We start from the raw sequence: 19,742 nt of genomic DNA, 5'->3' as shown, positions 1-19,742 counted from the left end.
CAAAACGGGACAGCATGGCTGTCCCGTTTTTTCATTGCACCGGCCACGCCCGCCCCGCGGCTCAGTCCCCTGCCGGATCTCCCGGGCGCCGCGCCGCCACCTCCACCAGCTCGAAGCCCATCGCCTGCACGCCTTCGCGCAGCATGGCATAGGCTGGCTCGACCAGGTCGGCCAATCCCTTTACACCCAGGTCGATGTGGCGGCGCGCATAGAGCTCGCCGCGCTTGGCGTCGCCCACTGACGGCAGGCTGAACACGCGGACGCCCTCGAAGGCGGCCTCGACCCGCTCCATCAGCGGCGTCAGCGTGGATTCCGGCGCCTCGAACACCAGGAACGACCGCTCCACTTGCACCGCCTGATGGAACAGGTGGGAATAGTAGGTATCCAGCACCCATTCCATCATCGGCCACGCCATGACCGGGAAGCCAGGCATGAAATGATGGTCCGCCACGGAAAAACCCGGGATGCGGTTGTAGCTGTTCGGGATGATGCGCGCCCCGGCGGGGAATTCGCCCATCTTGAAGCGATGCTGGTTCTCCGGCAGGTTCAGGTCGGCCTTGGCGGGATCGCCCGCCGCGGTCTCCGCGATCCGCAAGGCGATCTGCTCGCGGGCGTCCGGATGCAGTTCCAGCGGCACGCCGAGCGCGGCCGCGGCGCACTGCCGGGTGTGGTCATCGGGCGTGGCGCCGATGCCGCCGGTGCAGAACACCACATCATTGCCCGCGAACGTGCGGCGCAGTGTGGCGGTGATGCGCGCGCGCTCGTCGCCCACGTACTCCGCCCAGTCCAGCGCCAGCCCGCGCGCCGCCAGCAGTTCGATGGCACGGCGCATATGCTTGTCTTCGCGCCGCCCCGACAGAATCTCGTCACCAATGACGATCAGGCCGAAACCCATGATGCCCTCGCTTCAGGATTGTTCAATGCGCCGTACATCGGACGGCGCCAGGTCGATAACGTCCACCACCGGCGCCGCCGCGGCTGCCGCGGCAGCGCGCTCGGCGCGCAATTGCTCCAGCGCGCGCAGGCAGAAATGGCCAAACCACAGTGCCGAGAAAATAAAGATCAGCACATACAGCCACAGCGTGCCCGCGAGCACGAACGGGAACAGGAAAATCAGCGCCGCCGAAGCCACCCAGATCAGCGTCGGCGCCGAGCCCAGCAGGCCCACTGCCACGCCGATGGAGAGCAACGCCATGCGATGGCGCTTCATCAGCGTCTTGCGCTCCTCTGGCGTGGCATGCTGCGCGAGCGCGTCGTAGGTCATCACGCGATAGGTCAGCCAGCCCCACAGCACGGGTGGGATCAAGGCAAAGAAAGGCGGGATCAGCCACAGCGGCAGCGTCACCAGCGCCAGCAACAGGAACACCATGGTGCTGCCCAGCGCCTGAAACACGCTGCCCACCATGCTGCCACCCTTGGCCTTCACCAGGTCCGGATAGCTGCGCTCCAGGTGCCGCACCGCGGCTGGCACCGAGAACAAGCTGATAAACACCAGCATGGAGGCAATCACCAGCGGGATCATCAGCGCTATCACGAACAGCGGCGCCACCACCGTGCGCAAGGACTGCAGGCCGAACCAGTCGAGCGCGCCGTAGATCCAGCTGGTCAGCACCGACGTCTCGAGCACGCCGCGCGCGGCCGTCATGATCGGCTCCCACCCCCACAGCAGCAGGCCACCCCACAGCCCGGTGGCGAGCAGGAAAGGAATGACGGTAAGCATCAGCATGCGCGGATGCAACTGGCTGATCAGGGCACGGCCTAGCGCGCGAAAAATATCGTTCATGCAGTAAATTGGGGTTCCACAAAGGCGGGGATAACTAGACTAGCACACGTCATAAGTGCCGCGGGGGACGCGTGCGCCGCTAGCGCAAGACGGCAGGGCGCGGGGCGCGCACCTTGCGAGGAAATACGCGCTCACGGGGCTGCCACGGCAGGCGCCCCGCCGCTTCAGCCGAGCCGCAACAGGCGCTTGATCCCGTACCACTGCTGGGACAGGAAGCCAGCGCCGTAGTCGCGCCCCTTGCCTGCCGGTGGCGGCATCTGGTCGCGCACACCGGTGGGGTAGTAGGCGTCGGTGAACACGGCGGTGCGGAACAACATGTCCCACCACGGAAAGATCACCCCATAGTTGCATCCGCCCAGCTTGGTGGGCCGGCCGATGGCTTCGTGGCCGACGCCAACCGCATGGTGGGTGCGGTGAAAGCGCGGTGAGACCAGCAGCCGCTCGCCCAATGTGCCAAAGTGCAGGCGCAGGTTGGCATGCTGCAGGCTCTGCAGCAGTTGCGACAGCGCCACCAGCAGCACGTACTGGGAAGGCTCCACGCCCACCGCGAGCGCCGCCACCGCAAACACCACGTCGCGCAGCATGTCGTCGAGCAGGTGGTTGCGGTTATCGCTCCATAGCGTCATCTGGCGCTGGCTGTGATGCAGCGAATGCAGGCTCCACCACCAGCGGTAGGTATGCGAGAGGCGGTGGTACCAGTAGTCGAGCAGGTCGAACAGCAGCAGGTAGATAAAGAAGCTGACCAGCGGGATCGACGTCACCGCCGGCCACCAGTCTTCCACATTGACCCGCTGCCAGCCGAGCAGGCGCAGATGCCCTTCCACACCGTCCATCAGCGGACCGAGCAGGAAGAACATGGCCAGCCGGAACAGGCCGAGGCGATGCACGACGGTGTAGAGGATGTCGGTGCGAATGGCGGCGCGGTCGGTCACGGCTTCGACCGGGCGCAGCTTTTCCAGCGGCCCGAGGATCAGCACCATCACCACGATCTGCACCAGCCCGACCAGCAGCCATTCGGTGCCGGTGAAGGCGTCCTCGGCATAGCCGCCCAGCCCAAGCTGGTAGACCACCGGCAGGATCACGTCCTGGAACAGCGTGGCTTCAATCTGGCCGATCCAGCCGTTGAGCAGGTCGAGCATCAGCGGCTCCCGGCTGGTTGTCCGGCCACCGTGGCGGACTGCCCGCGCTGCCAGTCGCGATAGGCGGGATGCTCGCGCAACGTGGCAAAGCAGAAACCCTTGCGCTCCAGGCCGCTGATCAGCGGCTCGAGCACGCCGGGCGCCCAGGGGTCCTTGCGCGACCAGATCCCGAGGTGCGCCATGGCGATGTCGCCATCGCGCAGGCCGCTCAATGCGCGCTCCAGCAGCGCCTTGTTCGGGAAACGCTCGGACGAAAGCTCGTCACCCAGGAAGCCGGCTGGCGCCCAGGCCACGTGCTTGAACCCGCATTGCTCGGCCCATTGCAGCGTCTGCGGCGCGGTATGGCCGCCCGGCGCCCGCCACAGCGGCGACATGGTCGCGCCGCTGAGGTGCTTCAGCGCCTGCGCGCTGCGGTTCAGCTCGCTGCAAAAGCTTTGCTGGTCCATCACCACGTCCTGCCCCGCATGCGCGCCGAACTGCGGCCGCATGGTGACCTTGCCGTCGCGTACGCCGCGCAGGTAGACATGATCGAACGTGTGGCTGCCAAAAACATGGCCATCGGCGGCCAGCGTCTTCCAGTACGCCGCCCAGCCCGGGTCGAGCGAGCTGTCCTTGTTGATGGTGGGTTCGTTGGCGAGGAAGAACGTGGCCTTGATATGGTGCCGGCGCAGCGTATCGGCGATCAGCGCCGCCTGGCTCATGCTGCCGGTGTCGAAGGTCAGGTAGAGCGTGCCGGCGCGGCAGGCCTGGGGCGCGCCGGCAGGCACCGGGCCCGCCGAACTGGCCGGCCCGGCGGCCAGCGCCAGTCCGGTGGCTGCAAGCCCGGCAGCCACCGCGCGGACCAAAGCGCGGGGCAACCGGGGCTGCGAATGCTTGCTCATGATGCCTGTCCTGATTTCCTGTGACTGCATTGGAGTGGCGGCGGCCATACTAGTTCGATGCCGCGCCCGCCATGGCGTTCCCGGACGGGCGCCCTCTCTCAATAAAGCGGTGCGCGGGTACGGAAATAAATGCCGTGCGGCGAGCGGCCCACGCGGATGGTCTTGACCAGCTTGCGGCTGGCCACGTCGATCAGGCCCACCGAACGCGCCCAGCGGAAGCTCACCCACAAGGTCTTGCCGTCGGCGGTCAGCTCCATGTCATCGGGGCCAGCCGGCAGGCCGGTGATGTCGCCAACCTTGGTCAGGGTCTGCTGGTCGATGATGCTGATGGTGCCGGAGACCCGGTTGGACAAGAACAGATGGCGCTTGTCGCCCACCGCGCGGAAATTGTGCGCGCCCTTGCCGGTCTGGATCTGCTTGACCACGGTGCGGGTATGCCAGTCGATCACGGCGACATAGTCGGCACCGGTCATGCCCACCAGCAGGTATTTCTGGTCCGGCGTAACCCACACGCCCGCCGGCGCCGAACCGGCGTTCATGCGCCACATCACGGTCTGCGTGGGCAGGTCGATGGCGACCACTTCGTTGGAGTCCTGCAGCGTGACGAAGGCAACACGGCTGTCGGCGGTAAAGGCGATATGGCTCGGCGTCTTGGCCAGTGGCAGTTGCTTGGCGATCTTGAGCGCCTTGCCGTCCCAGCGATACACGTCGACGCGATCAAGGCGGTTGCCCGTGGTCAGGAACCACTTCTGGTCGGGCGAGAAGCCGATCTGGTAGGGATCGTCGATATTGGCCACGCGCTGCTGGACCTTGCCGGTAACCGGGTCGAGGAACACGAGGTCGTTGCCGACCGCATTGGCAACGATCAGCGATTTGTCGTCGGGCGTGGCGATCAAGTGGTGCGGCTCCTTCCCGACCGGGAACGTCTCCAGCACCTTCTGGGTGTCCTTGTCGATCAAGGTGACGGTAGCATCACCCGAATTGAGCACCACCACCACTTCCGCCAACGCCGGCGCCGCTACCATCCCCAGGGCCAGGGTGCCGATGGCGGCAAACCCGGAAACTACACGACGCAATGCGAGCATAAGACTGTTAAACAATGACTTAATCGACCATTCTAACGTTTTCGGACTGTGATCCGATGACGAAGCGCAACAAACTAACATTTGGTCACAATCTCCGCGCGGGCTAGCGTTCGCGCGAAAGGCCGGCAACCCTGGTTTCAGCGCTGCATCGCTTCCCACACCTTTTGCAGACGCTTGACCGACATCGGCACAGGCGTGCGCAACTCCTGCGCGAACAGCGCCACACGGAGTTCTTCCAGCATCCAGCGGAACTCGTCCAGGCGCGCGTCTTCCACGCCCCGCCCCTGCTGCCGCAACTGCGTCTCGGCCCGCTGCCATTGCTGCAGCAGCGGCGTGATTTCCTGCAACCGCTGGGTGTCGCGCGCGGGATCGCCCTTGATCTTGTCGATGCGCATGGCGATGCCCTTCAGGTAGCGCGGGAAATGCACCAGTTGCAGGTAAGGCGTATCGGCCACAAAGTGCTTGCCCATCAGCCGCGTCAGCTGCGCCTGCATGTCGGCGTGCGCCGCGGCGAACGGCTTGGCCTGGATCAGCTTGCGCGGCAGCGTCGCGTACTCGGCCAGCACTGCCCCTACCAGCCGGGCAATCTCCTGCGCCAGCAGGCTCAGGCGCGAGCGCCCTTCTTCCTTGCGGGCGGCGAACTCAGCCTCGTTGCGCGGCAGCGGCGCCTGCAGGCAGGCCCGCTCCAGCGCCAGCATCACGATCTGGTCGCGCAACATTTCCTGCGTGCCCAGCGTCATGTACTGCATCGCCATCTGCTGCATGCCGGGGATGTTCTTCTCCAGGAACTTCACCTGCTCGCGCAACTGCAACGCAAACAGGCGGCGTAGCCCGGCTTGATGGATGCGCGCAGCTTCCTGCGGATCGTCGAACACCTCCACGTCGCAATGCGTGGCGTGGTCGACCAGCGCAGGATAGCCGTACAGCGTCTGGTTGCCCTTGCGGACCTCCAGCAGCTCGGGCAGTTCGCCGAAGGACCAGCTGGTCAGGTTTTCGTATTGCCCCGCCTCGGCCGCCGGCACATCGCGCGCGGCGATGTTCTGGAACGACTGCTGCGCCTGCCCGCCAAACTCGGCGCGCAACTGCGCCAGGTTGCGGCCCATGTCCAGTTGCCGGCCGTGCTCGTCCACCACCTTGAAGTTCATGGCGTGGTGGGCGGGCAAGGTTTCCAGCTTGAAGTCGGCGCGCTTGACCATGGTGCCGGTCTGCTCGCGGATGTCGGCAATCAGCACATCCAGCAACTCGCCCTCGCCAAAGGCATTGCGATCGACGAAGCCCGCCGCGTAATCCGGCAGCGGCACGCAATGGCGGCGCAGCTTCTGCGGCAGCGACTTGAGCAGCAGGTGCACCTTCTCCTTGACCATGCCCGGCACCAGCCAGTCCGCACGCTCCTGGCGCACCTGGTTGAGCGCATACAGCGGCACCGTCAGCGTCACGCCGTCGCGATGGCTGCCGGGCTCGAAGTGGTACGTCAGCGACATATCCACGCCCGCCACCGGCATCAGCTTGGGGAACAGGTCCGTGGTGATGCCGGCCGCCTCGTGGCGCATCAGCTCCTCGCGGTTCAGGTAAAGCAGCTTGCGCTCGCGCGCGCTCTCGGCCTGGTACCACTGCTCGAAGGTGGCCTGCTGGTGAATCTCGGCGGGGATCAGGCGATCGTAGAACGCGAAGATCAGCTCATCGTCGACCAGAACGTCCTGGCGGCGCGCCTTGTGCTCCAGGTTTTCGATCTCGCGCGTCAAGCGCTGGTTATGGGCGAAGAACGGCAGCTTGGTATCGAACTCGCCTTCCACCAGCCCGCGGCGGATAAACAGCTCGCGCGCCTCGGCCGGGTTCATCGGCCCGTAGTGCACGCGCCGGTGCTGGTAGACCACCAGCCCATACAGCGTGGCGCGCTCCATTGCCATCACCTGGCCGGATTTCTTCTCCCAATGCGGATCGCTCCAGCTGACGCGGAGCAAATGGCGGCCGACCTGCTCCAGCCATTCCGGCTCGATCTTGGCCAGCGTGCGCGCAAACAGCCGGCTGGTTTCGATCAGCTCGGCGCCGATGATCCAGCGGCCGACCTTGCGCGCGATCAGCGAGCCGGGCCACAGGTGGAACTTGATGCCGCGCGCGCCCAGGTACTCGCGCCCGCGGCCGTCGGCGTCTTCAATCTTGCAACCTACGTTGCCGAGCAACCCCGTGAGCAGCGCCTTATGCACCTGCTCATAGGTGGGCTCGCTCTCGTTGAGCTTCCAGCCCTGCTCGGTGACGGTAGTCAGCAGCTGCGAATGCACGTCGCGCCATTCGCGCAGGCGCACATGCGACAGGAAACTGGCGCGGCACTGGTCCTGCAGCTGGCGGTTGGTCTTCTTGTGCGCCACCGCGTCCTCGAACCACTTCCACATCTTGACCCAGCCCAGGAACTCGGAGCGTTCGTCCATGAACTTGCGGTGGGCCTGGTCGGCGGCTTCCTGCGCCTCCTGCGGACGATCGCGCGGATCCTGCACCGACAGCGCGCTGGCGATGATCAGCACCTCGCGCAGGCAATGGTGCTCGCGCGCGGCCAGCGTCATGCGGGCCACGCGGGGGTCCAGCGGCAGGCGGGCCAGCTGGCGGCCGACCTGGGTCAGCGCGTTGGCGTCGTCGCCCACGCTTTCCACCGCGCCCAGCTCCTGCAACAGCTGGTAGCCGTCGGCAATGGCGCGGCCCAGCGGCGGCTCGATAAAGGGGAATTCCTCGATCGCCGTCAGCTTCAGCGCCTTCATGCGCAAGATCACCGCGGCCAGCGACGAGCGCAGGATCTCCGGATCGGTAAAGCGCGCCCGGCTGACGAAATCGGCCTCCTCGTACAACCGGATACACACGCCGTCGGCCACCCGGCCGCAACGCCCGGCACGCTGGTTGGCGGCGGCCTGCGAGATCGCCTCGATCTGCAACTGCTCGACCTTGTTGCGGTAGGAATAGCGCTTGACCCGCGCCATCCCGGTATCCACCACATAGCGGATGCCCGGCACGGTCAGCGAGGTTTCTGCCACGTTGGTGGCCAGCACGATGCGCCGCGCGTTGGAAGGCCGGAACACCCGTTCCTGCTCCTGCACCGACAAGCGCGCGAACAGCGGCAGGATCTCGGTATGCGGCGGATGGTGCTTGCGCAGCGCCTCGGCAGCCTCGCGAATTTCGCGCTCGCCGGGCAGGAACACCAGCACATCGCCCGGGCCGAGGCGGCACAGTTCGTCCACCGCCTCGACGATGCCGTCGAACAGGTCGCGATCTTTCGATTGCGCGGACTTGGGCGCGCCCTCGCCGGGCGCCGGCTTGTCCTTCTCGATCGGCCGGTAGCGGATCTCCACCGGATACAGGCGCCCGCTGACCTCGATCACCGGCGCGGGCTTGCCGCCCTGCGCAAAGTGCTCGGCAAAGCGATTGGCGTCGATGGTGGCCGAGGTGATGACCAGCTTGAGGTCTGGCCGCTTTGGCAGGATCTCCTTCAGGTAGCCGATCAGGAAATCGATATTGAGGCTGCGTTCGTGCGCCTCGTCGATGATGATGGTGTCGTAGGCGCGCAGCAACGGATCGTTCTGCGTCTCGGCCAGCAAGATGCCGTCGGTCATCAGCTTGACCGACGCGCCCGCCGACATGGTGTCGTTGAAACGCACCTGGTAGCCCACGTGCTCGCCGAGCGGCGTGCCGATCTCCTGCGCGATGCGCTTGGCCGTGGAGGTGGCGGCAATCCGGCGTGGCTGCGTGTGGCCGATCAGGCCGCCGGTGCCGTCGGCACCCGGACCGCGCCCGATCGACAGGCAGATCTTGGGCAACTGGGTGGTTTTGCCGGAGCCGGTCTCGCCGGAGACGATCACCACCTGGTTGGCCAGCAGCGCCTGTGCGATCTCCTCGCGGCGGCCGGATACCGGCAGCGCCTCGGGGAAGGTGATGGGCGGGAGCAGGTTGGCCTGGCGCACCGGGCGGCGTGCCTCGCGGGGCGGGCGTTCGGTGCGCTCGGTGCGCTCCGGGCGAGGCGGCCGGGGAGGCCGGGGCGTGCCGTTTGCCGGCTGCGGCCTGGCTTGCCGGGCCTGGCCCGGCTGCCGAGGTTGGCGTTCGGCCGGCGGGCCGGCGGCCGGCGTGGTGGACACGGCCGGCGCGCGCGCCGGCCTGGCGACAGGCTGGACAGCAGGCTGGGCTGGCGAGGGGGCGGCCTTGGGCGCGGGGCGGCCGGCATCGGTTTTCCGATCCGGCGACAAAGGTTTGGCGGGGCGTTGTGCTGACATTGGCCGGGATTATAATCCGCGGCATGAATGCAAGAACCGACACGCCAGCCGACGCGCCCGCGCCGTCCGAAATGGACGAGCCCCTGCCCGTCACCGCCCCTTCCACGCTGCCCGCGCACGCTACCGGCGCCGACCCCGTCGAGCGTGGCGCCCCCGACCACCAGCAGTTCGTCGACTGGCTGCGAGCGGTTGCGCCCTATATCCACGCCTTCCGCGGCAAGACCTTCGTGATCGCCTTCGGCGGTGAGCTGGTCAAGGCCAACATCCTTAACGCCCTGGTCAATGACGTGGCCCTGCTGCACGCCATGGGCATGCAGATCGTGCTGGTGCACGGCTCGCGCCCGCAGGTGGAAGAGCAGCTGGCTCTGCGCCATGTCGAGTCGCAATTCGCCGACGGCGTGCGCGTGACCGACAACGCGGCGCTGGAGTGCGCCAAGGAAGCCGCCGGCGAACTGCGCCTGGATATCGAGGCCGCCTTCAGCCAAGGCTTGCCTAACACGCCCATGGCTGGCGCCCAGCTGTCGGTGATCTCCGGCAACTTCGTCACCGCCCGCCCGCTCGGCATCGTCGACGGCGTGGATTACCAGCACACCGGGCTGGTGCGCAAGATCGACGGCGAGTCGGTTCGCATGTCGCTGTCGCACGGCAAGATCGTGCTGCTCTCGCCGCTTGGCTTCTCGCCCACAGGCCAGGCCTTCAACCTGTCGATGGAAGACGTGGCCAGCGCTACCGCCATCGCCCTGAAGGCCGACAAGCTGGTATTCATCACCGAAGTGCCAGGCGTGCAGGACCCCGTTGGCAAGCTGATGCCGGAAATGTCGCTGCGCACCGCCATCGAGCGGCTGCAGAACAACCACCTGCCGCCCGATGTCTCCTACTACCTGGAACACCTGGTCAAGGCGCTCAAGGGCGGCGTGCCGCGCGCCCACCTGATCCCCTTCCAGCTGGACGGCTCGGTGCTGCTGGAGCTGTTCCTGCACGACGGCGTCGGCACCATGATCTCCGACACCGACCTGGAAAGCCTGCGCGAAGCCACGCTGGACGACGTCGGCGGCATCCTGCAGCTGATCGCCCCGCTGGAGCAGGACGGCACGCTGGTGCCACGCGGGCGCCACCTGATCGAGCGCGACATCGCCAACTTCTCGGTGATCGAGCACGATGGCGTGCTGTTCGGCTGCGCCGCGCTCTACCCCTACCCGCGCGAAGGCATGGCCGAGATGGCCTGCCTGACTGTGTCATCCGAAGCCCAGGGCACCGGCGACGGCGAGCGCCTGCTCAAGCGCATCGAGCGCCGCGCCCGCAGCCTCGGCCTTGACCGCCTGTTCGTGCTCACTACCCGCACGGAGCACTGGTTCCTCAAGCGCGGCTTTGTCCACGCCACCGTGGACGACCTGCCGGAAGACAAGCGCAAGCTCTACAACTGGCAGCGCAAGTCGATGGTGCTGATGAAGAAACTGTGACGGCGGTGGGGGTAGCCTGAAGGCCGGCCCCCGCTTCGTTACAATAGCGGCACCGCAACGGTCGGCCCCTCGCCGCGCCGGCTACATCACACGACAACAAGGAGTTCCCATGGCCCGCATGGTTCAATGCGTCAAGCTCAACAAAGAAGCCGAAGGGCTAGACCTGCCGCCGCTGCCGGGCGAACTTGGCAAGAAGATCTGGCAAAGCGTGTCGAAGGAAGCCTGGGCCGGCTGGCTCAAGCACCAGACCATGCTGATCAACGAAAACCGCCTGAACATGGCCGACACCCGCGCTCGCCAGTACCTGCTCAAGCAGACCGAGAAGTACTTCTTCGGCGAAGGCGCGGACCAGGCACAGGGCTACGTGCCGCCGCCGGCTGCCTGATCTGGCTGAGCGCGGCTTGGCGCCGCGCGGTGGAAAACAAAAAGGGTGCCTGTTACGGCACCCTTTTTCATGTAACGATCCTCCAACGGGACCGGCAAACTCAATAATCGCTGCGCTTCACGCCCTCTGGCGTGCCCAGCAACAGTACGTCCGCGCCGCGCAGGGCAAACAGCCCCACCGTGACCACGCCCGGCATGTGATTGATGGCTTCTTCCATCGACTTCGGATTGTTGATCTTCAGGCCTGCCACATCCAGGATCACATTGCCGTTGTCGGTCTTGAAGATACCGCCTTCCTTGGTCATGCGCAGGCGCGGCTGGCCGCCAAATGCGGCCAGTTGGCGTGCGACCGCGGCGCGTGCCATCGGAATCACTTCCACCGGCAGGGGAAACGCGCCCATCACATCCACCAGCTTGCTGCCGTCGGCGATGCAGACAAAGCGCTTGGCCACCGAGGCCACGATCTTCTCGCGCGTCAGCGCGCCGCCGCCGCCCTTGATCATGGCGCCGCTGGCATCGATCTCGTCCGCGCCGTCGACATACACGGGGATCTCGTCGACCTCATTCAGGTCCAAGACCTGGAAGCCGTGCTGCTGCAGGCGGCGCGTGGACGCCTCCGAGCTGGAGACCGCGCCGGAAAAGCGTTCCTTGAACGCCGCCACCGCATCGATAAAGAGGTTGGCCGTGGAGCCCGTGCCCACGCCCAGCACCGCGCCCGCCGGCACTACCTCTTTGACATAGTCGGCCGCGGCTTGCGCCACCAGCGCCTTGAGTTCATCCTGTGTCATGACAACAGCCCATCTGCTTTGGGGGAAACCGCATAGTGTACCGGAATGCCGTGACATCCCCGGCGTAGGCGCGAGCCGACGGTACAATGACCCGAGGCATGCATCAGCGCGGCGCCCGGGGCCTGCCGTTTTGGTCCTGCGCCATCACCAACCCTTAAAAGCAACTCACTGACCATGAACCAGCTCGATCAGCTCAAGCAGTTCACCACCGTGGTGGCGGACACCGGCGATTTCCAGGTGATGAAGCAGTACACGCCGCAGGACGCCACCACCAATCCTTCCCTGATTCTGAAGGCCGTCCAGAAGGCCGAGTACCGTCCCCTGCTGGAAAAGGCCGTGCGCGGCAATGAAGGCACCGACGCCGTGATGGACGCCCTGCTGATCGCCTTTGGCTGCGAGATCCTGGCCATCGTGCCGGGCCGTGTGTCAACCGAGGTCGACGCCCGCCTGTCCTTCAACACTGAAGCCACACTGGCCAAGGCCCGCCACCTGATCTCGCTGTATGAGCAGCGCGGCGTGGCCCGCGAGCGCGTGCTGATCAAGATCGCCTCCACCTGGGAAGGTATCCGCGCAGCTGAAGTGCTGCAGCGAGAAGGCATCAACTGCAACATGACGCTGCTGTTCTCGCTGGCCCAGGCCGTTGCCTGCGCCGAGGCCGGCGCGCAACTGATCTCGCCCTTCGTTGGCCGCATCCTGGACTGGCACAAGAAGCAAGCCGGCGACAAATGGGACACTGCCGCCAACGCGGCCGACAACGATCCCGGCGTGCGTTCCGTGCGCCAGATCTACGACTACTACAAGAAGTTCGGCCACCCCACCGAAGTGATGGGTGCCAGCTTCCGCAGCACCGAGCAGATCCTGGCGCTGGCCGGCTGCGATCTGCTCACCATCAGCCCGGACCTGCTGGAGAAGCTGGCCGCCAGCGAAGGCACCGTGGAGCGCAAGCTGTCGGTCGACCAGGCGCAGGCCGGCAATATCGCCCGCATCGAGTGCGGTGAGGCGGCTTTCCGCTGGCAGCTCAATGAAGACGCGATGGCGACGGAAAAGCTGGCAGAGGGGATCCGCGCATTTGCGGCGGATGCGGTCAAGCTGGAGGCGTTGATTACGGCTTGAGAGGGGGGAATTGAGAGGGAGAAAACAGAAGCCGCCCGGGAATCCAGGCGGCGAGCCGGTTCAAGCTGGTGTCGCGCTCACACCGTCCCACAGCAAAGGCAAGACCACCCCGGCCGGTCCGCGCAGCACCAGATCGGCGGTCTGGTCCAGCGCCGAAGGCTCGGGATTGACCACGATGACATGCGCGCCATGGTCCTTGGCAGCGCCGGGCAAGCCGGCTGCCGGATAGACCAGCCCGGAGGTGCCCACCACGATGCACAGATCGCACTGCTCGGCCGCGTGCTCGGCGCGATAGCGGGCCACGCGCGGCAGTTCCTCGCCGAACCACACCACGCCGGGGCGCATCATGGCATTGCAAAGGGAGCAGCGCGGCGGCATGCCCGGCACGGCGGTCGCCGGGTCGCAACGGCCGCAGCCGTCAAGCCACTTGTTGGCGAACAGGTTGCCGTGCAGCTCGATCACCTCGCGGCTGCCGGCGCGCTGATGCAGGCCATCCACGTTTTGCGTGACCAGGGTCACGGCCTTCTGCGCGGCGAGCGCCACCAGGGCGATATGCGCTGGGTTGGGATCGGTGGCCGCCACCAGCTCGCGCCGGTGCAGGTACCACTCCCAGACCAGCGCGGGCTGTCGCCGGTAGGCGTCTTCCTGGGCCAGCTCCTCGGGATTGAAGCGCGACCACAAGCCGGTCATGGCATCGCGGAACGTGGGCACGCCGGACTCGGCGGATACGCCCGCGCCGGTGAGCACCATGATATTGGTGGCTTCGCCGATCAGGCGGCGCGATGCCGCGAGCGCCTGCGCGTCGATGTACGCCGTCATGGATGCCGCCCCAGCGCTCAGCGCTTCAGGCGGCGCTGGCGCACCGCCTCATACAGGCACACGCCGCTGGCCACGGAAACGTTCAGGCTTTCCACGCCGCCGGCCATCGGGATGCTCACGAGCTCGTCACAGGTTTCGCGGGTGAGGCGGCGCATGCCCTCGCCTTCGGCGCCCATCACCAGGGCAACCGGCCCCTTGAAATCGACGTCATAGAGCGTCTTTTCCGTGCCGTCGTCCGTACCGATCACCCAGATGCCGCGTTCCTGCAACTCGCGCAGCGTGCGTGCCAGGTTGGTGACAGTGATGTAGGGGACGGTTTCCGCCGCACCGCTGGCCACCTTGGCCACCGTGGTGTTCAAACCCACGCTGCGGTCCTTCGGAGCGATCACAGCGTGCGCGCCAGCGCCATCGGCCACGCGCAGGCAAGCGCCCAGGTTGTGCGGATCGGTGACGCCGTCGAGCACCAGCAGCAAGGGCGTGCCCTCGATGCCGTCGAGCAGTTCATCAAGATTGAGGGCCAGCGCCACATCTTCGGCGCGGGCGACCACGCCTTGGTGGCGGTCGGTGCCGGCCATGCCGCGCAGGCGCTCGGCATCCACCGGATGCAGGCGCACTTTGAGGCTTTCGGCAAGGCGGATGAAGTCCTGCATGCGGCGGTCACGCCGCGCGGATTCTACGTAGACATCGGTGACGCCAGCGGCGTCCTGGCGCAGGCGCGCGGTGACGGCGTGAAAGCCGATCAGGAGTTTTTGTTTAGCCATGGCGAGATTGTACATTCCCGCCGGAGCTTGCCCCGTGTCCGCAGCCATGGCGCCGGAACCGGGCAAGCCGGCGCCGGCGCCATGGCCGTCAGGTGCGCTTGCGCGAAGCGCGGCTGCTCTTGCCGGCCGGCTTGGCGCCGCCCTTGTGCGTCGAGCCCAGATGCTGCGGCTTGGGCTTGGCGGCGCGCTTGGCCGGCTTGCCGCCGGCCTTGGCGCCCTGCCCCACGTGCGGCTTGACCGGCGTCATGACAGCTTCGAACACCGGCTGCTCTTCGATCACGCGGTCCAGCGTTTCGTCGAACGACTCTTCCGGCTTGGAGCTGCCACCCAGCAGCGCGGCCAGCTGACGGCCCTTCTTACGCGCGGGCACGGCGTGCGCGGCGGGCACGCGCGGCGCGGCATCGACGGTCGGGGCGCGGCCACGCAGGTTCTTGGCTGAGGGCTCCTGCACCAGGCGGAAGTCGATCTTGCGCGCATCGAGGTCCACGCGCGAAACCTGCACGCGAACGCGGTCGGTGAGGCGGTAGCGGATGCCGGTACGCTCGCCGCGCAGTTCATTGCGCGCCTCGTCGTACTGGAAGTAATCGCTGCCCAGTTCGGTGACATGGACCAGGCCTTCGACATAGAGCTCGTCGAGCTGCACGAAGATGCCGAACGAGGTGACCGAGCTGATGGTGCCCGAATACTCGCTGCCAAGCTTGTCGCGCATGAAGTAGCACTTGAGCCAGGCCTCCACATCGCGCGAGGCTTCATCGGCGCGGCGCTCGTTGGCCGAGCAGTGCAGGCCGAGTTCGTCCCAGATGGCTTCGTTGCGCTGGGCGCGCGCGGCGCTTCGCTCTGCCTTCTCGGCGGCGTCCTTGGCCTGCATGCGGCGCGCCTTGGGCGCGATCGCGGTGTTCAGCGCGGTGCCCGGCGCAAATGCCGGCCGGTACTTGGTATGGGCCAGCACGGCCTTGATGGCGCGGTGCGTGAGCAAGTCCGGATAGCGGCGGATCGGGCTGGTGAAGTGGGCGTAAGCCTCGTACGACAAGCCGAAGTGGCCGATGTTGTCCGGGCTGTAGACCGCCTGCTGCATCGAGCGCAGCAGCATGGTCTGCAACATCGGCGCGTCGGGACGGCTCTTGATCTTGTCCATCACGTCGGCGTAGTCGCCCGCTTGCGGCTTGTCGCCACCGGCCAGCGAAAGCCCGACGGTGCGCAGGAACTCACGCAGGTTCTTCAGCTTTTCCTCGCTCGGGCCGGCGTGGATCCGGTACAGCGTGGGATGCTTGAAGCGTTCGAGAAAGTCGGCGGCGCACACGTTGGCGGCCAGCATGCATTCCTCGATCAGGCGGTGGGCGTCGTTGCGGGTGCGCGGCAGGATCTGCTCGATCTTGCCCTGCGCATTGCAGACGATATAGGTCTCGGTGGTATCGAAGTCGATCGCGCCACGCTCGCGCCGCGCCTTGAGCAGGACCTGGAACAACTCGTACAGGTTCTGCAGGTGCGGCACCAGGTCGGCACGCTTGTGCGCCTCCGGGCCCTTGGTGTTGGACAGCACCGACCAGACCTCGTTATAGGTCAGGCGCGCCGCCGAATGCATCACGGCGGGATAGAACTGATAGCCCTTGAGCTCGCCCTTGGCGGTGATCACCGCATCGCACACCATGCACAGGCGGTCGACTTGCGGGTTCAGCGAGCACAGGCCGTTGGAGAGCTTTTCCGGCAGCATCGGGATGACGCGGCGCGGGAAGTACACCGAGGTGGCGCGATCCAGCGCATCGGCGTCGAGCGCCGTGCCAGGGCGCACGTAGTGCGACACATCGGCAATCGCCACCACCAGGCGCCAGCCCTTCGAGCGGCCGATCTTGACGGGTTCGCAGTAGACGGCGTCGTCGAAGTCGCGCGCGTCTTCGCCGTCGATCGTCACCAGCGGCACGTCGCGCAGGTCGATGCGGTGCTCCAGGTCGGACTCGCGCACCTCGTCGGGCAGGCCGGCGGCTTCTTTGGCGCAGGCATCCGAGAATTCATGCGGCACGCCGTACTTGCGCACGGCGATTTCGATTTCCATGCCGGGGTCGTCGAAGTCCCCCAGCACTTCCACCACTCGGCCCACGGGCTGCACGTAGCGATCGGGGTAGTCGATGATCTCGACGCTGACCACCTGGCCGACTTGCGCCTTGCCTTGCGACTTCGGCGGGATCAGGATGTCCTGGCTGATGCGCTTGTCTTCGGGCGCCACCACGAGCACGCCGCCTTCGCTCAGCAGGCGGCCGATCACGTAGCGGTTGGCGCGCTCAAGGATCTCGACGATCTGGCCTTCGGGCCGGCCGCGCCGGTCGTAGCCGATCACGCGCACCTGGGCACGGTCGTTGTGCATGGCCTTCTGCAGCTCGCGCTCCGGCAGGAAGATGTCGTCATCGCCATCGTCGCGGATCAGGAAGCCGAAGCCATCGCGGTGGCCCTGCACACGGCCGACCACAAAGTTAGGCTGGTTGGCCAGCTCGTAGCGACCCTTGCGGTTGAGTTCGATCTGGCCATCGCGCTCCATGGCGGCGAGGCGCTTCTGGAAGCCGTCGTGTTCTTTGCGCGTGACAGCGAGCGCCTTGGCGATATCGCCGCCCGACAAGGGCGACCCCGACGTCCGCAGGACGCCAAGGATTTCTTCCCGACTAGGGATCGGATAGTTATTCTGATTCAATTTTTTCTAGAATTATTTGACAAACGATTTGCGGTCGCTATAATGAGCGCTTCGGTTGTTTCGACGCCCGCCCAGGTGGCGAAATTGGTAGACGCACTAGGTTCAGGTCCTAGCGGTGGCAACACTGTGGAGGTTCGAGTCCTCTCCTGGGCACCAGATCAAACGGAAAACCCGCAGCGCTTTCGAGCCCTGCGGGTTTTTTGTTTTCCGGCGTCTGATCTTGCAACTTGGCACTCCCGATTCGATATTGGCGCGACTGCGCGACTTAACTATTAACTATTGACTAAATACCAGTCGCAGCAACGACCGCTCCGGGGCGTGGAGTCCGCTCTTGCCTGTTGAGGCAGAGGCATCCACACAGCCTGGCGCTCACACGAACTGCCAGGGCGCGACCGGAGCAGCAGCCGACTGCTGCGCTGCGGGTGAGTGTATCAGTTTCAGTGGCGCTCCCGGCATTCTTCCGCCATTCACACGCTGGAATGTCGCGTTTTCCGACGTATTCAGGCGCAAACCACCCTATTGCTGCAGGCGTATGCCACACCGGCATGCCTGCGTGGCCCGCCAGTCGCTTGACAGCGACGGCCATCTGTAACTAATATAGTTTCACATCGCCTCACCCACCATGACCACCAGCAGCCGATTCGCCGTCGCCGTCCACATCCTCACCTTGCTGGCCAGCGCCGCGGAGCCCTTGCCGTCGTCATTGATCGCGGGCAGCGTGGGCACGAACCCGGTCCTGATCCGCCGCCTGGTCAGCCAGTTGGCCGAGGCGGGGCTGGTGAGCACGGTGATGGGCAGCAACGGCGGCGCCTCGCTGGCGCGCGCGGCGGCATCGATCACGTTGCTCGATGTGTTCCGTGCGGTGGAGTCGGCCACGCTGATCGCGCCGCACCACAGCGTGCCCAATCCGGCGTGCATGGTGGGACGGGAAATTACCGGCGCGCTGAAGCACGCCGCGGACCGCGCCCAGGCCGCGATGGATGGTGCGCTGGCCGAGATCACGATTGCCGGCATGCTCGCCGATGTGGAGCGCGCGGCCCGGCAACGCAAGCCGTAAAAATTTTTATCCCGATATGTAACTAAATTAGTTTCATATCGATATTCAACAGCGCAACAAAGGAGTCAACATGAAGATCGCAATCATCGGCGCCACCGGCCGTGTCGGCACCCGCCTCATCGACGAAGCCCTGAGCCGCGGCCACACGGTCACCGCCATCGCGCGCCAGGCCGACAAGCTGGCCACGCGGCCGGGCCTCGCCACGATCAATGCAGATGTCGCGGACACCAAGGCCCTGGCGGCCGCCCTCGCCGGCCACGACGTGGCAATCAGCACAGTACGTTTCCTGCAGACCACGGCCGAACAGATCACCTCCGCGGTCAAGGCCGCCGGCGTGCCTCGCCTGCTGGTGGTGGGCGGCGCGGGCAGCCTCTTCGTAGCACCAGGCGCGCAACTGGTCGATACGCCGCAGTTCCCGGAAGCCTATAAGGCGGAGGCCCTCGCTGGACGCGACTTCCTCAACGCCCTGCGCAACGAGACAGCGATCGACTGGACCTTCCTGTCCCCCGCCGCCCTGTTCGAGCCGGGCACGCGCACGGGCAAGTTCCGCGTGGGCGAGGAGACGCTGCTCTCCGACGCCAGCGGCAAGAGCTGGATCTCGATGGAGGACTATGCCATCGCCATGATCGACGAAGTGGAAAAACCGGCGCACTCGCGCCAGCGCTACACGGTCGCATACTAAGCAGGAAACAGGCAGGTGCCTCCGAAACATGCGTGCCATGGCGCGTGGCCATCGCGGCAAGCACGACGGAGGGCATAAAGAATAATGGCCGCCCTGCTGGCGGCCATTTGCGGCGAGCCGTGAAAGCGCAGGTTAGCCGAAGCGCCTGCTCCGCGGCGGTGCATTGCGCACTGCCTGCACGATGGGGGCACAAGGATGGGGCGAGCCCGCTCACCTCGGCGGCCATCTTCGATATCGGGCCGCCCGGGAATCAGGCCTGCGAGCTGCCGGCGGCGTGCTTGCCGCGCTTGAGCCAGGCCGCCAGGTTATGCGGACGCAGCGTGTCGTACTCTTCGAACGGCTGGTGAATCCAGGGATTCGTCGGCAGGAAGGTCACGTGGTAGTCCGGCTTGACCTTGGAGCAGGCCTTGTACCACAGCACGGACGAACGCACTTCCGTCACGGCGGGATAGCGCTCCTGCAAATGGCGGCCCACGCGCTCCAGCGTGACGCCGGAATCCACCAGGTCATCGACCAGCAGGATCTTGCCGGAGAGGTCGCCCTTGGTCATGGTGATGTACTGCGCGATATCGAGGTCGCCCTGCTGTGTGCCCGCTGCCTCGCGGTAGCTGCTGGTGGCCAGGATGGCGAGAGGCACGTCGAAGATACGGGACATCTGGTCGCCGACGCGCAGGCCACCGCGGGCCAGGCACAGGATCTTGTCGAACTTCCAGCCCGACTCGTGGACGTTCAGCGCCAGGCGCGCGATCAGGCTGTGGTAGTCGTCCCACGAGATCCACAGGTTCTCTTCGTCGTTCGATGGCAGGGTCATGATTGTTTTAGCTCTTCGGCTTTAGGCATAAGGTCTGTCGACCGATAAA

General features: G+C 66.0%; 16 protein-coding genes and 1 tRNA gene. 6 read left to right on the top strand and 11 right to left on the bottom strand.

Going from position 1 to position 19,742, the window contains the following annotated elements; genetic code table 11:
- Positions 1 to 61 precede the first annotated feature (61 nt).
- From AC1RQK_RS11860 to hrpA, 6 genes are all read right to left on the bottom strand, one after another.
- Entirely contained in the window at positions 62 to 895 is an 834-nt protein-coding gene (locus AC1RQK_RS11860; protein ID WP_492372416.1) for a competence/damage-inducible protein A, read from the bottom strand.
- A 12-nt stretch (positions 896 to 907) separates the two neighbouring features.
- On the bottom strand, positions 908 to 1,783 hold the full coding sequence (locus AC1RQK_RS11855) for an EI24 domain-containing protein (protein WP_492809172.1): 876 nt from the start codon (positions 1,781 to 1,783) through the stop codon (positions 908 to 910).
- Positions 1,784 to 1,947: 164 nt separating this feature from the next.
- Positions 1,948 to 2,922, bottom strand: a complete 975-nt coding sequence (locus AC1RQK_RS11850) for a sterol desaturase family protein (RefSeq protein WP_492372417.1) — start codon at positions 2,920 to 2,922, stop codon at positions 1,948 to 1,950.
- On the bottom strand, positions 2,922 to 3,803 hold the full coding sequence (locus AC1RQK_RS11845) for a polysaccharide deacetylase family protein (RefSeq protein WP_492372418.1): 882 nt from the start codon (positions 3,801 to 3,803) through the stop codon (positions 2,922 to 2,924). Before AC1RQK_RS11845 ends, AC1RQK_RS11850 begins: the two co-directional genes overlap by 1 nt.
- Positions 3,804 to 3,901: 98 nt before the next feature.
- A complete protein-coding gene (locus AC1RQK_RS11840; protein WP_492372450.1) occupies positions 3,902 to 4,828 on the bottom strand; it encodes a YVTN family beta-propeller repeat protein in 927 nt (308 codons plus the stop codon).
- 197 nt (positions 4,829 to 5,025) lie between these two features.
- A complete protein-coding gene (hrpA, locus tag AC1RQK_RS11835) occupies positions 5,026 to 9,138 on the bottom strand; it encodes an ATP-dependent RNA helicase HrpA (RefSeq protein ID WP_492372419.1) in 4,113 nt (1,370 codons plus the stop codon).
- 23 nt (positions 9,139 to 9,161) lie between these two features.
- Here hrpA and argA point away from each other — a divergent pair, with 23 nt between their 5' ends.
- Positions 9,162 to 10,598, top strand: a complete 1,437-nt coding sequence (argA, locus tag AC1RQK_RS11830; RefSeq protein WP_492372420.1) for an amino-acid N-acetyltransferase — start codon at positions 9,162 to 9,164, stop codon at positions 10,596 to 10,598.
- A gap of 109 nt (positions 10,599 to 10,707) precedes the next feature.
- Positions 10,708 to 10,983, top strand: a complete 276-nt coding sequence (locus tag AC1RQK_RS11825) for an oxidative damage protection protein (protein ID WP_006157784.1) — start codon at positions 10,708 to 10,710, stop codon at positions 10,981 to 10,983.
- A 100-nt stretch (positions 10,984 to 11,083) separates the two neighbouring features.
- Here AC1RQK_RS11825 and rpiA read toward each other — a convergent pair whose 3' ends face one another.
- Positions 11,084 to 11,770, bottom strand: coding sequence for a ribose-5-phosphate isomerase RpiA (gene rpiA / locus AC1RQK_RS11820; RefSeq protein WP_492372421.1), 687 nt, complete (start codon positions 11,768 to 11,770; stop codon positions 11,084 to 11,086).
- A 174-nt stretch (positions 11,771 to 11,944) separates the two neighbouring features.
- Between rpiA and tal the strand changes: the two genes are divergently transcribed.
- Complete coding sequence (gene tal / locus AC1RQK_RS11815) at positions 11,945 to 12,883, top strand: transaldolase (RefSeq protein WP_492372422.1); 939 nt, start codon at positions 11,945 to 11,947, stop codon at positions 12,881 to 12,883.
- 60 nt (positions 12,884 to 12,943) lie between these two features.
- Here tal and AC1RQK_RS11810 read toward each other — a convergent pair whose 3' ends face one another.
- The 3 genes from AC1RQK_RS11810 to rnr all read right to left on the bottom strand — a co-directional run bounded on the left by AC1RQK_RS11810 (position 12,944) and on the right by rnr (position 17,143).
- Complete coding sequence (locus tag AC1RQK_RS11810) at positions 12,944 to 13,702, bottom strand: SIR2 family NAD-dependent protein deacylase (RefSeq protein ID WP_492372423.1); 759 nt, start codon at positions 13,700 to 13,702, stop codon at positions 12,944 to 12,946.
- Positions 13,703 to 13,719: 17 nt separating this feature from the next.
- Complete coding sequence (gene rlmB / locus AC1RQK_RS11805; RefSeq protein ID WP_043352050.1) at positions 13,720 to 14,463, bottom strand: 23S rRNA (guanosine(2251)-2'-O)-methyltransferase RlmB; 744 nt, start codon at positions 14,461 to 14,463, stop codon at positions 13,720 to 13,722.
- An 88-nt stretch (positions 14,464 to 14,551) separates the two neighbouring features.
- Entirely contained in the window at positions 14,552 to 17,143 is a 2,592-nt protein-coding gene (rnr, locus tag AC1RQK_RS11800) for a ribonuclease R (RefSeq protein WP_174423294.1), read from the bottom strand.
- Between the two features lie 69 nt (positions 17,144 to 17,212).
- Here rnr and AC1RQK_RS11795 point away from each other — a divergent pair.
- The 3 genes from AC1RQK_RS11795 (at position 17,213) to AC1RQK_RS11785 (ending at position 18,882) form a co-directional block, all read left to right on the top strand.
- Positions 17,213 to 17,299: transfer RNA gene (locus AC1RQK_RS11795), tRNA-Leu, on the top strand.
- Between the two features lie 466 nt (positions 17,300 to 17,765).
- Positions 17,766 to 18,200, top strand: a complete 435-nt coding sequence (locus AC1RQK_RS11790) for an Rrf2 family transcriptional regulator (protein ID WP_043347423.1) — start codon at positions 17,766 to 17,768, stop codon at positions 18,198 to 18,200.
- A gap of 70 nt (positions 18,201 to 18,270) precedes the next feature.
- Entirely contained in the window at positions 18,271 to 18,882 is a 612-nt protein-coding gene (locus AC1RQK_RS11785) for an NAD(P)-dependent oxidoreductase (RefSeq protein WP_492372424.1), read from the top strand.
- A 250-nt stretch (positions 18,883 to 19,132) separates the two neighbouring features.
- Here the strand turns inward: AC1RQK_RS11785 and AC1RQK_RS11780 are convergent, their stop codons facing one another.
- The gene (locus AC1RQK_RS11780; protein WP_043347431.1) at positions 19,133 to 19,693 is read right to left on the bottom strand and encodes a phosphoribosyltransferase; all 561 of its coding nucleotides are present in this window, start codon (positions 19,691 to 19,693) and stop codon (positions 19,133 to 19,135) included.
- Positions 19,694 to 19,742: the final 49 nt, after the last annotated feature.

The organism is Cupriavidus sp. GW822-FHT02D05, from assembly GCF_058802485.1.
Note: the sequence above shows the minus strand (reverse complement) of the source record. Positions and strands in the feature narration are given on the sequence as shown.

Bases quoted from the DNA above. Each gene is read 5' to 3' on its own strand.
- AC1RQK_RS11860 (WP_492372416.1), bottom strand. From the start codon at position 895: ATGGGTTTCGGCCTGATCGTCATTGGTGACGAGATTCTGTCGGGGCGG.
- AC1RQK_RS11855 (WP_492809172.1), bottom strand. From the start codon at position 1,783: ATGAACGATATTTTTCGCGCGCTAGGCCGTGCCCTGATCAGCCAGTTG.
- AC1RQK_RS11850 (WP_492372417.1), bottom strand. From the start codon at position 2,922: ATGCTCGACCTGCTCAACGGCTGGATCGGCCAGATTGAAGCCACGCTG.
- AC1RQK_RS11845 (WP_492372418.1), bottom strand. From the start codon at position 3,803: ATGAGCAAGCATTCGCAGCCCCGGTTGCCCCGCGCTTTGGTCCGCGCG.
- AC1RQK_RS11840 (WP_492372450.1), bottom strand. From the start codon at position 4,828: ATGGTAGCGGCGCCGGCGTTGGCGGAAGTGGTGGTGGTGCTCAATTCG.
- hrpA (WP_492372419.1), bottom strand. From the start codon at position 9,138: ATGTCAGCACAACGCCCCGCCAAACCTTTGTCGCCGGATCGGAAAACC.
- argA (WP_492372420.1), top strand. From the start codon at position 9,162: ATGAATGCAAGAACCGACACGCCAGCCGACGCGCCCGCGCCGTCCGAA.
- AC1RQK_RS11825 (WP_006157784.1), top strand. From the start codon at position 10,708: ATGGCCCGCATGGTTCAATGCGTCAAGCTCAACAAAGAAGCCGAAGGG.
- rpiA (WP_492372421.1), bottom strand. From the start codon at position 11,770: ATGACACAGGATGAACTCAAGGCGCTGGTGGCGCAAGCCGCGGCCGAC.
- tal (WP_492372422.1), top strand. From the start codon at position 11,945: ATGAACCAGCTCGATCAGCTCAAGCAGTTCACCACCGTGGTGGCGGAC.
- AC1RQK_RS11810 (WP_492372423.1), bottom strand. From the start codon at position 13,702: ATGACGGCGTACATCGACGCGCAGGCGCTCGCGGCATCGCGCCGCCTG.
- rlmB (WP_043352050.1), bottom strand. From the start codon at position 14,463: ATGGCTAAACAAAAACTCCTGATCGGCTTTCACGCCGTCACCGCGCGC.
- AC1RQK_RS11790 (WP_043347423.1), top strand. From the start codon at position 17,766: ATGACCACCAGCAGCCGATTCGCCGTCGCCGTCCACATCCTCACCTTG.
- AC1RQK_RS11785 (WP_492372424.1), top strand. From the start codon at position 18,271: ATGAAGATCGCAATCATCGGCGCCACCGGCCGTGTCGGCACCCGCCTC.
- AC1RQK_RS11780 (WP_043347431.1), bottom strand. From the start codon at position 19,693: ATGACCCTGCCATCGAACGACGAAGAGAACCTGTGGATCTCGTGGGAC.